This window comes from Flavobacterium sp., assembly GCF_036741995.1.
In the GTDB taxonomy this organism is placed as follows: Bacteria; Bacteroidota; Bacteroidia; order Flavobacteriales; family Flavobacteriaceae; genus Flavobacterium.
In genome coordinates this window covers 22,577-37,264 of record NZ_DAINRG010000014.1, presented here as the reverse complement: position 1 = coordinate 37,264, position 14,688 = coordinate 22,577, and the positions used below count along the sequence as shown (strand labels likewise).

General features: G+C 37.7%; 16 protein-coding genes. 5 read left to right on the top strand and 11 right to left on the bottom strand.

From position 1 onward, the window contains the following. Window positions 1-40: 40 nt before the first annotated feature. The 7 genes from V7D82_RS06560 to V7D82_RS06530 all read right to left on the bottom strand — a co-directional run bounded on the left by V7D82_RS06560 (window position 41) and on the right by V7D82_RS06530 (window position 4,580). Window positions 41-349: an antibiotic biosynthesis monooxygenase family protein gene (locus V7D82_RS06560; protein ID WP_333600178.1), complete on the bottom strand. Its 309-nt coding sequence runs from the start codon at window positions 347-349 to the stop codon at window positions 41-43. Between the two features lie 11 nt (window positions 350-360). Next, window positions 361-1,134, bottom strand: a complete 774-nt coding sequence (gene mazG / locus V7D82_RS06555) for a nucleoside triphosphate pyrophosphohydrolase (RefSeq protein WP_333600177.1) — start codon at window positions 1,132-1,134, stop codon at window positions 361-363. Between the two features lie 80 nt (window positions 1,135-1,214). Then, window positions 1,215-1,724 (bottom strand): DUF5606 family protein, encoded by a 510-nt coding sequence (locus tag V7D82_RS06550; protein ID WP_333600176.1) that lies wholly within the window; start codon window positions 1,722-1,724, stop codon window positions 1,215-1,217. Between the two features lie 110 nt (window positions 1,725-1,834). Next, entirely contained in the window at window positions 1,835-2,422 is a 588-nt protein-coding gene (gene def / locus V7D82_RS06545) for a peptide deformylase (RefSeq protein ID WP_333600175.1), read from the bottom strand. A 31-nt stretch (window positions 2,423-2,453) separates the two neighbouring features. Continuing rightward, on the bottom strand, window positions 2,454-2,870 hold the full coding sequence (gene ruvX, locus V7D82_RS06540; protein ID WP_333600174.1) for a Holliday junction resolvase RuvX: 417 nt from the start codon (window positions 2,868-2,870) through the stop codon (window positions 2,454-2,456). Between the two features lie 100 nt (window positions 2,871-2,970). Further along, window positions 2,971-3,558 (bottom strand): META domain-containing protein, encoded by a 588-nt coding sequence (locus tag V7D82_RS06535; protein ID WP_333600173.1) that lies wholly within the window; start codon window positions 3,556-3,558, stop codon window positions 2,971-2,973. Window positions 3,559-3,689: 131 nt separating this feature from the next. Further along, window positions 3,690-4,580 carry a copper resistance protein NlpE N-terminal domain-containing protein gene (locus V7D82_RS06530; RefSeq protein ID WP_333600172.1) on the bottom strand — a complete coding sequence of 297 codons (891 nt, stop codon included), beginning with the start codon at window positions 4,578-4,580 and terminating at the stop codon, window positions 3,690-3,692. A 176-nt stretch (window positions 4,581-4,756) separates the two neighbouring features. Between V7D82_RS06530 and V7D82_RS06525 the strand changes: the two genes are divergently transcribed. After that, a complete protein-coding gene (locus V7D82_RS06525) occupies window positions 4,757-5,572 on the top strand; it encodes a 2,3,4,5-tetrahydropyridine-2,6-dicarboxylate N-succinyltransferase (RefSeq protein WP_333600171.1) in 816 nt (271 codons plus the stop codon). Window positions 5,573-5,592: 20 nt separating this feature from the next. Then, entirely contained in the window at window positions 5,593-7,464 is a 1,872-nt protein-coding gene (locus V7D82_RS06520; RefSeq protein ID WP_333600170.1) for an LTA synthase family protein, read from the top strand. Here the strand turns inward: V7D82_RS06520 and V7D82_RS06515 are convergent, their stop codons facing one another. After that, the gene (locus tag V7D82_RS06515) at window positions 7,465-8,214 is read right to left on the bottom strand and encodes a glycosyltransferase family 2 protein (protein WP_333600169.1); all 750 of its coding nucleotides are present in this window, start codon (window positions 8,212-8,214) and stop codon (window positions 7,465-7,467) included. Between the two features lie 118 nt (window positions 8,215-8,332). On the opposite strand from V7D82_RS06515, the gene V7D82_RS06510 reads away from it, so the two are divergent. Next, window positions 8,333-9,412 carry a glycosyltransferase family 9 protein gene (locus V7D82_RS06510; protein ID WP_333600168.1) on the top strand — a complete coding sequence of 360 codons (1,080 nt, stop codon included), beginning with the start codon at window positions 8,333-8,335 and terminating at the stop codon, window positions 9,410-9,412. Here V7D82_RS06510 and V7D82_RS06505 read toward each other — a convergent pair. Beyond that, window positions 9,409-10,221 (bottom strand): glycosyltransferase family 2 protein, encoded by an 813-nt coding sequence (locus V7D82_RS06505; protein ID WP_333600167.1) that lies wholly within the window; start codon window positions 10,219-10,221, stop codon window positions 9,409-9,411. The genes V7D82_RS06510 and V7D82_RS06505 overlap by 4 nt on opposite strands. 42 nt (window positions 10,222-10,263) lie before the next feature. After that, a complete protein-coding gene (locus tag V7D82_RS06500; RefSeq protein ID WP_333600166.1) occupies window positions 10,264-11,025 on the bottom strand; it encodes a Kdo domain containing protein in 762 nt (253 codons plus the stop codon). Window positions 11,026-11,116: 91 nt separating this feature from the next. Between V7D82_RS06500 and V7D82_RS06495 the strand changes: the two genes are divergently transcribed. Then, entirely contained in the window at window positions 11,117-12,967 is a 1,851-nt protein-coding gene (locus V7D82_RS06495; RefSeq protein WP_333600165.1) for a DUF3413 domain-containing protein, read from the top strand. Between the two features lie 2 nt (window positions 12,968-12,969). On the opposite strand, the gene V7D82_RS06490 is transcribed toward V7D82_RS06495, so the two are convergent. Next, entirely contained in the window at window positions 12,970-13,614 is a 645-nt protein-coding gene (locus tag V7D82_RS06490) for a class I SAM-dependent methyltransferase (RefSeq protein ID WP_333600164.1), read from the bottom strand. 116 nt (window positions 13,615-13,730) lie between these two features. Here V7D82_RS06490 and V7D82_RS06485 point away from each other — a divergent pair, with 116 nt between their 5' ends. After that, window positions 13,731-14,687, top strand: coding sequence for a hypothetical protein (locus V7D82_RS06485; protein WP_333600163.1), 957 nt, complete (start codon window positions 13,731-13,733; stop codon window positions 14,685-14,687). Window position 14,688: the final 1 nt, after the last annotated feature.

The following is a 14,688-nucleotide window of genomic DNA, read 5'->3' as shown; positions in this document are numbered from 1 at the left end:
GGTTTTTTGGTTGGTTTATTTCAAATGTACTTAAATATTTTCAGCTTTCCCTTTCAAAGGAATACTCTCGTTCCACTAAAGCAATTCGGGTGGTGTAGTTTTTATACCAAACGGCTCTCCCCTTTTGCTGAGCTTGTAAATGATCGGTTTGCTGTTTCCATTTTTTTATAGATTCTAAATCTCTCCAATACGAAACAGTGATTCCTATTTCATTTCTGGCTGATTCTACGCCCAAAAACCCGTCTTGTTCTTTCGCCAGTTTTTCCATTAGTGCTGCCATCTCCTCATAGCCTTCGGTGATTTCTGTTCTGACAGAAGTAAAGATTACAGCGTAATACGGTGGTGTCATAATTCCCGATTTTATAATTTCTTGGCTTCGTTCCAGAAGACATCCATCTCGGCCAATGTCATATCCATTAAGGGTTTGCCGAGTTCTCCGGCTTTGCTTTCGAGGTACATGAAACGCTTCATGAATTTTTTGTTGGTGCGTTCCAAAGCGTCTTCGGGGTTAACTTTGAGGAATCTTGCATAGTTTATCATGGAGAATAATACATCGCCAAACTCCGCCTCAATTTTATCCTGATTGCCAGCATCAACTTCTTCTTGTAGCTCCTGTAATTCTTCCTGAACCTTGTCCCAAACCTGATGCGGTTCTTCCCAGTCGAAGCCAACGCCTTTTACTTTATCCTGAATCCGGCTGGCTTTAACTAGAGCGGGCAAACTTTTGGGAACACCTTCCAATACTGATTTTTTGCCTTCTTTGAGTTTGAGTTTTTCCCAGTTTTGTTTTACTTCTTCTTCATCAGCCACTACAACATCACCATAAATATGAGGGTGACGGTCAATCAGTTTATCACAAATACTGTTGGCCACATCGGCAATGTCGAAAGCATTGGTTTCGCTTCCAATCTTGGCATAAAAAACAATGTGCAACAGCAAATCGCCAAGCTCTTTTTTGATTTCGGGTAAATCATTATCCAAAATGGCATCGCCCAGTTCATAGGTTTCCTCAATGGTCAGATGCCGCAGGCTTTCGAGTGTTTGCTTTTTGTCCCACGGGCATTTTTCGCGCAAATCATCCATGATATCTAGTAATCGGTTGAAAGCTTCGAGTTGTTGTTGACGGGTGTTCATAGTGTCTGATTTATGTAAAAATAAAAAATCCTATCACTGAAATGCAGCAATAGGATTTGTTTTTATTAGAAAGTAATTAACTATTTCTTCGTTTTTGGTTTGGCTGGTTCTTTTTCAGCTTTCTCTGCCTTTGGTGCTTTTTCGGCTTTCTTAACTTCTTTCACCACTTCTTCTTTCACCGCTTCAGCGTTTTCCACTTTTGGTTCTTCTTTTGAAACCAAGCCTTTAGCCTGAAGGATGTTATACCAGTTTAGCACTTTTTTGATATCGGAAACATATACTCTGTCCTCATCATAATCCGGTAAAATTTCTTTGAAGTAAGCCGTCAATTTAGCGTTGTCTTCTTTATTAGAAATGGTTGGTCCTTCATTTTCTTTGATAGCAATGGCACGCATAATTTCAACCAAAGGTTTTTCTTCACTGTAAGTGTACATTGAAATTTCAGAAAGCAAACTCACATTACTTCTCATTCCAACGGTAATTTTCTTTCCGTCAAGCAATGATTCTGCTAAAAACCCAGAGCGGGTTTGCAATTTCAATTCGAATAAACCCGGTTTTCCGGCAATGGCTAAAATTTTTTCTACGTTCATTTTTTAATTTGGTTTAGGGCAATACTATTATTTAAATTCAAATTCAGGATGACAAATTAAAGTAAAAATATCTTTAGATTTAAGAATTTTTACTTTTTTTACACTTAAGATTACCTTCCTTTTTTATTGGCAAACTTCATTTTATAATCCGGACGGGCTTTGCCTTCCATGATGTTTTGCAGTTTCTTTTTAATCAGCGTTTTTTTCAGCATCGAAATTTTATCGGTAAACAAAATGCCTTCTATATGATCGTATTCATGCTGAATCACACGGGCAATCAAACCGTCAAATACCTCGGTTTTTTTATTGAAATCCTCATCACAATATTCAATGGTGATTCTTTCGTTGCGATACACGTCTTCGCGCACATCAGGAATGCTCAAACAACCTTCGTTAAAACCCCACTCTTCGCCTTCTTCTTTCAGCATTTGGGCATTGATAAACGTTCTTTTAAACCCTTTCAATTGCTCTTGTTCTTCTTTGGTCAGGTCATCACTATCGCTAAAAGGTTCGGTATCTATGACAAACAATCTGATGGCTAAACCTACTTGTGGCGCGGCTAAACCCACACCATAAGCGTTGTACATCGTGTCATACATATTGGCGATAATGTCCGCTAGATTGGGATAGTCCGGCGAAATTTCTTCCCCAACTTTTCTTAAAACAGGTTCACCGTATCCGTAAATAGGAATAATCATTTTCAGAATTTTTTTGGCAAAAGTAACGAAATTAAATCATTTTTCGTGTCAGATAATCTTGTAGTAAAATGGTAGCGGCAATTTCATCAACCAAGCCTTTGTTTTGGCGCTGTTTCTTTGACAATCCACTATCAATCATGGTTTGGAAAGCCATTTTGGAGGTAAAACGTTCATCCACTCTTACGATTGTCATTTCGGGAAAAGCGACTGTAAAAGCGGCTACAAATTTTTCAATAACCGGTGTGCTCTCCGAAGGCTGGCCATTCATTTGTTTGGGTTCACCAATTAAAACCTTAGCCACATTTTCTTTGGAAAAATACTCTCGTAAAAACACAATCGCCGTTTCCGAAGGAATCGTAGTTAAGCCCGAAGCAATAATTTGCAGTTCATCTGTAACCGCAATACCGGTGCGTTTTATTCCATAATCGATGGCGAGAATTCTTGGCATTTTTATGAATTTTTCACACAAAGATACTCAAGTCTATTAAGATGTGAACAAAAAAAATCCTCACCAAAGGCAAGGATTCGTATATAGTAAAGAGGTTGTTCTATTTAATTGCTTCAAATTTGGCGATTGCCTTTTTTCCGCTATGAAAATGCAGCATCGTCCCTTTGTTTTCAATCATGTAATTATCTGTTTTTTGGATGGTTTTAATAAAATCATTTTCAAAATTCATATTATCACAGGCCATTTTGGTTGCTGTAACTTTTGAAAAACCTAGCTTGTTGGCTGCTTTCATAAAAAAAGTTCCGGTAATCTTGTTGCAACCCGCAAAAGCTTCAAATTTTCCACTTTTAGAATCAAAATTGATAAAATAGTCCTTTTTAGTAGTATTTTCAACAGTCGTTCCGTTTAATTCAACCAATTTCCATTTGGTTTCCGCTAGAGCAAATTTGCCTTTTGATGAATCAGTGGTGGTTGTGGATGTGGATGTTGCCATTTTGTTTAACAATTTAACATCCGACGAATCATTTTCGGTTGTAGTAGTATCAGCATTGGCCGTATCTTTCGCTTCCACTCTATTTTCTTGCACTGAGATAGAATCATTCGAATTTTTAACCTCTGTTTTGTCTGTGTTTTTACAGCTGGTAAAACCAAAAAATAAAACGGCAACGATAAAATAAATATTCTTCATAAAATTAAGATATAGTAATTTGTACTATATGGTACAAAGCTAGACTAACTGAATTCGAATACGTTATACAATTCTGTTGATTAGTTACACAATATTCTGCAATAGTAGCGATCGGGATTTTGAAATTCAGATTATTTTGATGGTTCAAATGTGGCTAACACTTGTTGTTTTCCCTTTTTGAGTTGGAGGATATTATCTTTCAGCGCATAATTATCAACCTCACCCAACATGGTTGAAAAGCGTCTTTCCAATCCCATTTTCGGGCAGGCCATCATAGTCGAAATTACATTGGAAAACGAAATACCAAAAGCCGACGGCATTACATAGTTTCCGGAAAAATTATTGCATCCGGCATACCCATTAAATCTGCCATCTTTAGAATTCAGTTTTAAAAAATAGATTTTCTTTCCACTCTGCTTGGTGCTTTTTCCGCCTAATGTCATCAATTTCCATTTGGTTTCCGCCAAAGCAACTTTTCCGACAGCGGGATTGACTTTTTTAATTACGGTTTGGGATTCCATTCTATTATTCAGGTCAACCGTGGTTTTTGTTTCGTCTATAGCTGCGTCATTTTCAATCGTTGCTTTTTGCTTGGCCAAAATATAATCGGCAGCATGATTTCCGGTAATTTTTTTTCCGGTGATATCCAATTGTGTTAAGCTGTTTTTAGCCACTTCATATTGATTGGGTCCATTGGCAACATTTTCAAGTGAAATAATGTTACCTTTCTTGTTCCAGGAAAAATTCCCTTTTTGGATAAAAATCTTGGCCCCTTTACCCAAATAGGTAGTCTTTAAAGTATAGGTAGCATTTTCATTAATACAAATTTCGGTTTGAATCCCTTCACAATCAGCACAGGGCAAGATTCCTTTATAAGTTCCTTCATAGTCCAAAGTATTTTTGGCATCAATAACCTTAGCCACTGCTGTTGAATCTTTATCTACTGCTTCGTTTTTAGTTTGCTTTTGACAGCTGACCAAAAAAACCATAAAAACCACGAGAAGGATAGTATTTTTTTTCATAAACTACTGAATTACATGCCCGACAAACTTACTTATTCTAAAATGGAAAAAATAGAATTTAACATTATTTTCATACTATAAACTGACCAACAAATGCTTGGCACTTTCTAAAAATGAAACTATATTTGCTCACTCGAGACCTAAGGTCTAACGGTAAGAAGCAAAATTCAAAAATCATGGTCACTTTACAAAATATTATAGAAACCGCTTGGGAAAACCGAGCATTACTGCAAGAAGAAATCACAACAAAAGCCATTAGAGAAGTTATCGAATTATTGGATTCGGGTACTTTACGCGTAGCGGAACCAACGGCTGACGGTTGGCAGGTCAACGAATGGGTAAAAAAAGCAGTAGTCATGTATTTCCCCATCCAAAAAATGGAAACCTGGGAAGCTGGTATTTTTGAATACCACGACAAAATGCTGTTGAAAACCGGTTATGCCGAAAAAGGAATCCGCGTGGTGCCACCGGCAACGGCAAGATATGGCGCTTACATTTCCAAAGGAGTGATTCTGATGCCAAGCTATGTCAACATCGGCGCTTATGTAGATGAAGGCACCATGGTAGATACTTGGGCAACGGTAGGCAGTTGTGCCCAAATTGGCAAAGATGTTCACCTTTCGGGTGGCGTTGGCATTGGTGGCGTTTTAGAACCATTGCAAGCGGCTCCTGTGATTATTGAGGACGGTGCTTTCATCGGCTCGCGTTGTATTGTAGTAGAAGGCGTTCGTGTGGAAAAAGAAGCGGTACTGGGTGCTAATGTTTGCCTCACGGCTTCCACCAAAATTATAGATGTTACCGGAAGTGAACCTATAGAATACAAAGGTTTTGTGCCCGCGCGTTCCGTGGTGATTCCGGGAAGTTATACCAAAAAATTTGCTGCTGGCGACTATCAAGTACCTTGTGCGTTAATCATCGGAACCCGCAAACCTTCGACCGATTTAAAGACTTCTCTGAACAATGCGTTGAGAGAATACGACGTAGCCGTTTAATCCCTTCATAAAAGCTTTAGATGTTCAATTACAAACAATTGTTGAAATTACTGATTCGCAGAATACTGATTGTCTTTTTGGTGTATCAGTTTAGCCGAGTGTTATTCCTGCTTTTTAATCGTGGTAATTTCACCAATTTAGATGTAAAGACGTTTCTAGGTGGTGCTTTGTTCGACTTATCAGCGATTGGCTTTATCAATTTATTGTTCATTCTACTGCATTTATTCCCCGGAAATTTTAAATATAAAAAGGGATATCAGAAGGCTTTGAAAATTGGGTTCTTTGCTGTCAACTTGCTTTTCATCGCTACCAATTTTGTCGATTTAGAATACTACAAATTCACCGGAAGACGCAGTTCTTTTGGACTCATTACTGCCAAAGGCATGGAGCACGAAATCGGTGGTTTGATCATTTCCTTTCTTCAGGAGTTTTGGTACATCTTGGTTGGTTTTATTCTTTTAGCGATTTTGCTTTGGAAAGCTATAGCCAAACCGAGATTCATTTTTCCATTGGAACAGTTGACCGTAAAAACTATAGCCAAACAAACCGGAATCATGATACTTTCGCTTGGCGTTGGCTTGCTGATGGCCCGTGGTGGCTGGAGTGAAAAACCTTTGCGCATCGTCGACGCCATTAATTATTCTTCATTGGGTAATTCGGCTTTGGTGCTGAACACGCCTTTCAGTATTATGAAAACGGCAGGAAAAAAAGAAACGCTGATCGATCCCAAATTTTATACAGACAAAGAACTGAATCAAATTTTCAATCCGGTATTTGTTTCTAGTTCAACGGAAAATCCGATTAAGAAAAACGTGGTGATTTTTATTTTGGAAAGTTTTGGCGATGAAAATTTACACAGAGGTTTTACGCCGTTTATTGATTCTTTAGCCACACAATCCTATTATTTCAAAAATGGTTTTGCCAACGGAAAAGTCTCTATTGATGCCGTACCTTCTACGCTTTCCAGTATTCCGAGTTTGATGAATACTTCGATTATTTCTTCAGGCTATTCCTTGAATAAGGTTTATGGTTTGCCAAAAATCATGAAGAAACAAGGATACAACACGTCTTTCTTCCACGGTGCGTTTAACGGCAGTCAGAACTTTGATCAGTATTGTAAAGTGGCCGGATTTGACCATTATTTTGGCAAAAATGAATATGTGGGGCCCGAAGCTTTTGACGGCAGCTGGGGCATCTTTGACGAAGAATTCATGCAGTTTTTCAATAGAAAATTGACAAGCTTTAAACAACCTTTCTTCAGTACGCTTTTCAGTATTTCTTCTCATAATCCGTATAAAGTTCCGGATAGATACAAAGGCAAATTCATCAAAGGCAACCGAAAAATTCAGGAAAGCATTGGCTATACTGACTATTCCTTAAAACAATTTTTCAAATCGGCGACTAAAGAGCCATGGTACAACAATACGCTCTTCGTAATCGTTGCCGACCATACCTGTTCCGAGCCAACCGCCGATAAATACCGGACGAATGTTGGAAAATTCAGAATTCCGATTTTGTTTTTTGACCCTTCCAATCCTAATTTCAAAGGTGTTCAGCAGAAAAATTTCCAGCAGATTGATGTGCTGCCAAGCATTTTAGACTATCTGAAAATAAAAGATGCAGTAGTGACTTATGGCAAGCCATTCAGTTCCGATAAAAATTATGTGGTGTATTATTTGGACAATATTTATCACCTGATTAAAGATGATTATTATCTGGCGTTTGACGGACAAAAAGCGATTGGTTTGTACAATTTCAAAACTGACGAACTGCTCAAAAACAATCTCTTGAACAAAGATAAAAAGCGAGCTGCAGAAATGACAAAATTCATCAAAGCCTACGTGCAATCCTTCAACGAGAGAATGATTTCGGATAAATTGACCACGCAATAATTACTTATTCGCTTTCTGAAGTTTAATCAATTTGGCGTATTTCATGTAGGAGAAAAATGCCTGTATCATTGAAATACTTAAACCATCTAAACCGTTCAGTATTCCGTTTTTGAAGAAATAACAACGAACAAAAGCCACCGTTCCGTTTAAAACCGGTTTGAACGCATTCACTCTTTTGCCCTGATCATACAGCTGTTGCGCATGCCAACCGGAATATTGATTTTTCTTAGAAATAATCTGCTCCAAAGAATCCCAACCGTAGTGAAGAATGTGTACCGGAACTTTCGTTTCGTTTTGTGCGATGATTTTTTGATGGACTATCGATGGCGAAGGACCAGCCGTTTTTTTGTTGAAAAACCGAACTTTATGATCCGGATACCAACCGGCAAAGTCGATTAATTTATCTGCTAAAAAGTTTTTAATTCGGAAACTGAACGCATCATAATTGCCTATCAGATACTTTTCTTTTAAAATAAATTCCTGAGCATCTGCATCCAAATATTCATCAGCATCGAGATTCAAAATCCAATCGTTTTTACAAAATGGCAAACCGTGCGTGCGCTGTGGCCCATCGCCTAAAAAAGCCTGCGATATAACAGTGGCTCCTTTGGCGGTAGCGATTTCAACGGTTTTATCTTTGCTTAACGAATCTACCACAATCACTTCGTCACACACTTTGAACAGTGCATCGATGCATTTGCCGATATTTTTTTCTTCATTAAACGTGATAACCAAACCGCTGATTGCCATAGTAAGTTGCTTTTGTTGGAAGCAAAAATATAACTTTTGCCACTAATTTCATCACAAGGCTGACGGCTTCTTCAAATACTTTGTATTTTAGCCGCATCAATAATAAGGATTGTCATTTATGAAACTACTGGTTATTCAACAAAAACGAATTGGCGATGTGCTGACCAGCACGATTATATCCAACAACTTAAAAAAGTTTTATCCTGACGCTACTGTTGATTATATGTGTTATCCCAACTGTGTGGATGTGCTGAAAGAGAATCCTAATATTGATAACATTATCGTTTTGACCAATGAAGTTCGGAAATCGTATCCGAAATTATTGAAATTCATTTTTCAGATTAGAAAGAATAACTACGATGTCGTTATTGATGCCTACAGCAAACTGGAAACCAACTTGATTACGCTATTTTCGGGCGCCAAATACAAGATTTCATATGACAAAGGCTATTCCAAAATCTTCTACAATTACAACATGAAACGCATTCCGAATGGTACTAAATCCGACTTAGGTTTGGCCATCGACAATCGGTTATTGTTGCTAAAACCATTGATTAAAGAAACCATTACCGACTATAAACCAAAGATTTTCTTAACACCAAACGAGATTCAGGAAGCTACAGCTTTGCTGGGCAAATTTGGCATAGAAGTGGGCAAAAAACCGTTGATTATGATGGGGATTTTGGGCAGCGAATGGTACAAAACCTATCCGTTGGAAAACATGGCGAAGATTATTGACTTTGCTGTAGAAAAACTGGATGCTGATATTTTGTTCAACTACATTCCGTCACAAACGGAAGAAGCGCAAAAGATTTACGATTACTGTACTGACAAAACCAAAAAGAACATTCACTTTGATTTGTATGCCAAAGGCTTGCGACCGTTTTTAGGATTGTTATCGCAATGCGATATGCTGATTGGCAACGAAGGCGGTTCGGTGAATATGGCCAAAGCGTTGAACGTTCCTACTTTTTCTTTGTTTTCGCCATCGGTGGATAAAGAAACCTGGCAGATTTTTGAAAATGAAAAAGGCAATATTTCCATTCATTTAAAAGATTTGAAACCCGAAATCTATGAGCAACACGATGAGAAATACATCAAGGAACACACCTTTAAATACTTTGACGAATATCCGTTAGAACTGATTTTAGAGAAACTGGAAGCGTATTTCAAAGACTTAAGTTTCCCAAAAAACTAAAGAGCCGAAATGCCGTTTTCAATCTGAATGACTTTGTGCTTGCGGTTGTAACTTCGAATCGCATTATTTTTCTCCCAGATTTCCGGACTTGAATACCCACGAGCGTGGTCTAAATGCAGGCAAATGGCACTATACCGAATTTGCTTGGAAAGCAATCCTAAATTGAACAAGCGTTCCCCTAATTCCCTGTCCAAGCCACCGTATTTCATATCATGATTGAAACCGTTAACGGCTAAAATATCACTTTTAAAACCGGAAGAATTATGTCCATTCCACGAGCGTTTGGTGGGTGTTACCCAATTCATAAAATCAGCGAAGAGCTTGCTGTGTGTGAGTTTGGTGATTTTGAAGTTCATTTTCAACCCTTGTTTTTTCAACCAGGAAATATGAAAACAATTTTGAGAAATAATATCTGCTTCTGAAATAGCCTGTGAAATGTCCATCGGCAACTTGAAATACCCGCCCGAAAGGAAATACCCTTCTTCTTTATATTTCAAATGCACCGCCACAAAATCCTGACGCGGAACACAATCGCCATCTGTAAACAGCAAATAATCAGAATTAGTTTTTAAAATAGCTTTGTTGAGGATTTTGGATTTTTGAAACCCATCGTCTTCCTGCCAAACATGCACAATCGGATGTTTAAATTTTGAGGCGAAAGTATCGATAACTTCTTTAGTTTTTGAAGTCGAACCGTCATCGGCAATCACCAGCTCAAAGTCGGTTTCCGTTTGAACGCTAAAGCCAATGAGGACTTTTCGCAACCAATCTTCGGCATTGTAAGTAGTAATGATTACAGAAACTTTCATCAAAATATATCAGAAGTGAAAAATACTATTTTTTCAGAAATTTTACTTCCAAAACTTCAATTTCTTTTTGATTCTTTTCTTGCGGTAATAGCGGTATTGGAAATCGGCGGTCATTTTCCAGAGGGTTGCAAATATTTTTTCTTCAGATTCGCCTGAAACTTTGGCGTATTCATTACTCATCACGGCCACCATTTCTTTGTGAGGCGTTAAACGGCAAAGATTTTTCATGCGCAGTTCAAAGGACATTTTGTTATGAAATTCCATGCGGTTCAAATCAACCAAAAAGAAATCATAAGTACCGCTTTCGTTCTTTTTAATTAAGGTATTCCCTGGCGAATGGTCTTTAAATTCGATGCCTTTTTGATGTAACAAATAAGAAAATCGGGTAAACTGACGCAAGATGGTATCGCCATCGGGATAATTGGGAATTTCGACCAACTCGCGATACGTTAAATCGGCTACCAAATGTTCGCTGACATAGTAGCTGTCTTTCAAACCGAGGAAATCAGCATTCTCCAAATACGCGATAGGTTCCGGAGTTCCGATACCGTTTTCAATGAGTTTGTTGGCAAATTCAAACGAACGTCTGGCTTTGGATTTTCGGAAATATTGGTAGATGATTTTGTTGACTAAATGAGGGACTTTGAAAGCTTTTACATTGAGTGTTCTGCCATTTAATTCAAATAATTTAATCTTATTTCTTTTGCCATCAATGAACATTTTCCCGGTTGTGGAAAAGTTTTGAAGCATCGAAAGAACGTCAGATTGGGAAAAATTAGTTTTTGAATTTAGGCGGAACTCCATCGAATATTTTTTTACAAATTTAATTAGATAATTTTCAAAATAACTAATTAGATTTGCAAATTAAATTTAAGATTTTTTTAACAGACTTTACATGGACATTGAAAAAAAGAACCTGAAAAAACAGCTCTACGTTGTTTTTATTTTTAACGTCATCGTCCTGCTGATTATTTCCAAAAAATACAGCGCTTTTTTTGAAAATGCCGATACTTTATTTACCAAGTTTTACTTAACCATCACCACCTTCAGCCATTTTTTCCTGTTGGGTGCTTTGCCGATTTTGTTGAGTTTAATGACCTTATTATTGACCAAATCCAAGCGATTAACCAAAGGCATACACATGCTGTTTTCGGTTCTGGTGATTTTGATTATTCAAATCGACTCTACGATTTTCGGGCAATTCCGGTATCACATTTCGCCCATCGTATTGAAACTGGTTTTTGGAAAACGCTCCGGTGATATCTTTCAGTTCTCTGCCATCAACATTATTATTGCTGTTTTATTTGTGGCCGGATTGATTGGATTGCAGTTTTTCTTTTTCTTTTTGGCCAAAAAAGCCATTGCCAAAGACATAAAGTTGCGAATCAAAGCTACCTTGGCCTTTTTCGTTTTTGCTACACTTTTCAGCAATTTTGTGTATGCCTGGTCGGACGCCAATTATTACCGTCCGGTGACGCAGGTGAAAAATGTATTTCCGGTTTTTTACCCCCTTACGGCTGATGATTTATTGGATTCTATGGGCTTGGTAGACGAAGCCAAAGCCAAACGCAACAAGGAATTAACCAACACAGATTTCAGTAATAAAACGGTGAATTATCCGTTGCATCCAATAGTTTCAGAAACTTCGCCAACTCGCAAAAATATTCTTTATTTGATTGTAGATACTTGGCGTTACAATTGCATGACGGAAGCTATTACGCCAAATATTTATCAGTTTTCCAAAAAATGCCAGCTATTTGACAATCACATTAGCGGTTCTAATATGACTACTGGAGGCGTTTTCTCTTTATTTTACGGTATTCCGGCGACGTATTTTGACACTTTTACCGGTCAGGAAATTGCGCCAGTTTTTATGAATGAATTGCAAAAACAACAATATGATTTGCTGATTTATGGCAGTTCTGGCTTGGAGAATCCACCATTCAACAGAAATGTTTTTGCCAAAGTTCCGAATCTAAGAGTTTCCTCTAAAGGCGAAAATCCATCCGACAGGGATTTGACCATTAACAACGAATGGATGGCGGCTTTGGAAAAACACGATCCTAAGAAGCCTTTCTTTGGCTATTTGTTCTACGATTCGGCTCACGGTTTTGACATTCCGAAAAACTATAATCTGAAATTCAAACCATCACTGGCCGAAGTCAATTATCTGGAAATGGATGATGATTACAACCCGGCTTTACTGTACAATCGTTACCTGAATTCACTGCATTATATTGATGAATTAATTGGAAAAGTATTGGTACAACTGGAGAAAAAAGGAATGTTAGACAACACTTTAATTGTCATCACCGGAGATCACGGTCAGGAATTCAACGACTGCAAAAAAGGCTATTGGCAGCACGGTGGCAACTTCTCGAAATACCAAATCAGAACGCCAATGATGATTTTTGATGCCTCGAAAGCGCCTAAAACCTTTACGCACCAAACCATTCATTATGACATAACCGCAACCATACTGAAAGATTATCTGGGTGTGAAAAACGACTTGAAAGATTTCAGCTTCGGGAGAGATTTATTTATTCCGAATAAACGCGATTACTTTATTTGTGGCTACAACCAAAAGTTTGCCATTATCGAAAAGAATAAGATTACCAACATTTATCCTTCTGGGCTTTTTGATGTAACTGACGGCATGCTGAATCCGCTCAAAGACGAGAACATCAACTACGACTTAGTGACCGAAGGCTTGAGCGAAATGAATCGCTTTTTCGTTAAAAAGTAAGCTTATTTTTTGGAAGCTACCGTGGCGTATTGCAGGTAGAAAATGTCAAGTTGGGTAAAGAAAAACGGAATGTTGTACAAATACGGTTTTATCGATTTGGTTCTGTTAATCCCTTCGTTGATTTTGACTTTATAGCCCGCTTCTTCATACATTCTACGGATGCTTTTTTGCGTGTAAAACTTCAAATGCGTAAAATCCATAATCCCGTGATCGCAGTATTTCCAGTCTTTGCCAATCACTAATTTAAACAATTCATTGTGGTAACGCATATTCGGAATAGAGCTGATTACCACGCCAGTGTCCGTCAATTTACTTTTCAGTTTATCCAAAAAACTACCCGGATCAAACATGTGTTCCAACACATCATTGAAGTAAATGGCATCAAAATAATTATCGGGTAAATCGTCAATAAAATCTTCACACAAACCAACAAACACTTTATCTAAAATGCTTTTGGCGGCTTCCGCTTCATCGGGCATCATTTCAATTCCCCAAAATTCGCCTTGATGTGTTTTCTTGATTTCTTCGATAAAACAACCATTCCCACAGCCAACTTCCAGGATTCTTTTCGCATCGCTTGGCAGGTATTTCAACATTTCGTAGCGAACTTTACTATAATAATGACTGGGTTTGTTATCGTAATCCATTGGTGTTTTTTATTTTTTCAAATATAGAATTTTTTAGTTTTCTTTTCCAAATTTGTACTCAAATATCACTTTCGGGAAGATATGAATTATATTTGTAGACATTTTATTTTGGGAACATGAGAATTACACTGATAAGCTTTGACAATTGGGGATTGAACAAACACATTGCCACCACGTTGGAGCAACGAGGACACGAAGTCAATCACATCGATTTTCACAGTTTTAGTTACAAATACCCGAATCCGCTTTATAAAGTGTACAATTTTTTCCTGAAAACCTTTCTGAAAAAGAACATCAAAAACATTTACTACGGACAGGAAATCATCAAAAAAATCAAAGCCATTGGCGACAAACACGATATTATTCTAACCATCAAAGGTGATTTTATCGACCCAAAATACCTGAAAGAATTAAAGCAATTCACCACCAAATCCATTGGTTATTTTAACGACAACACTTACCGTTGTCCAAAAATAAAAAGAGCCATTCCCTGCTTTGACACGGTGTTTTCCTTTGAAAAAGAGGACTGCAAAACGTTCCATTTGAACTTCGCACCCAATTGGATTTACACCCAAAAACCGGAAACAAAAACCGATTTAAAATACGATATTTTCAACATCAGTTCCAAAGACAAACGGTTGAGCACTTTGCTGAAAATTGCCAAAGATCTGAAGTCGAAAAACATTCACTACAAGTTTATGGTTTTGGATAAAGACCAATCTGCACAATCCGACGACATTGAATTTTTCACTACCAAAGTATCTTTAGACGAAATGACGCAATTGATTGCGGCTTCTAAAACCTTGCTGGATATCAATCGGCACGGGCAAAAAGGACTCACTTTTCGAGCTTTGGAAAGCTTGGGTTTGGAGAAAAAATTGATTACTACCAATCCCGAAATCGTTACGTATGATTTTTACAATCCGAATAATATTTTGGTCATAGACGAAGAAAATCCGAGCATTCCGGCTGATTTCTTTAAAAACGAATACGAAAAACTTCCGGAAGCTGTTTTCTACAAATACACTTTGGAGGGTTGGGTTGACCAAGTCATTTTCGGGAAAAAATTATAAG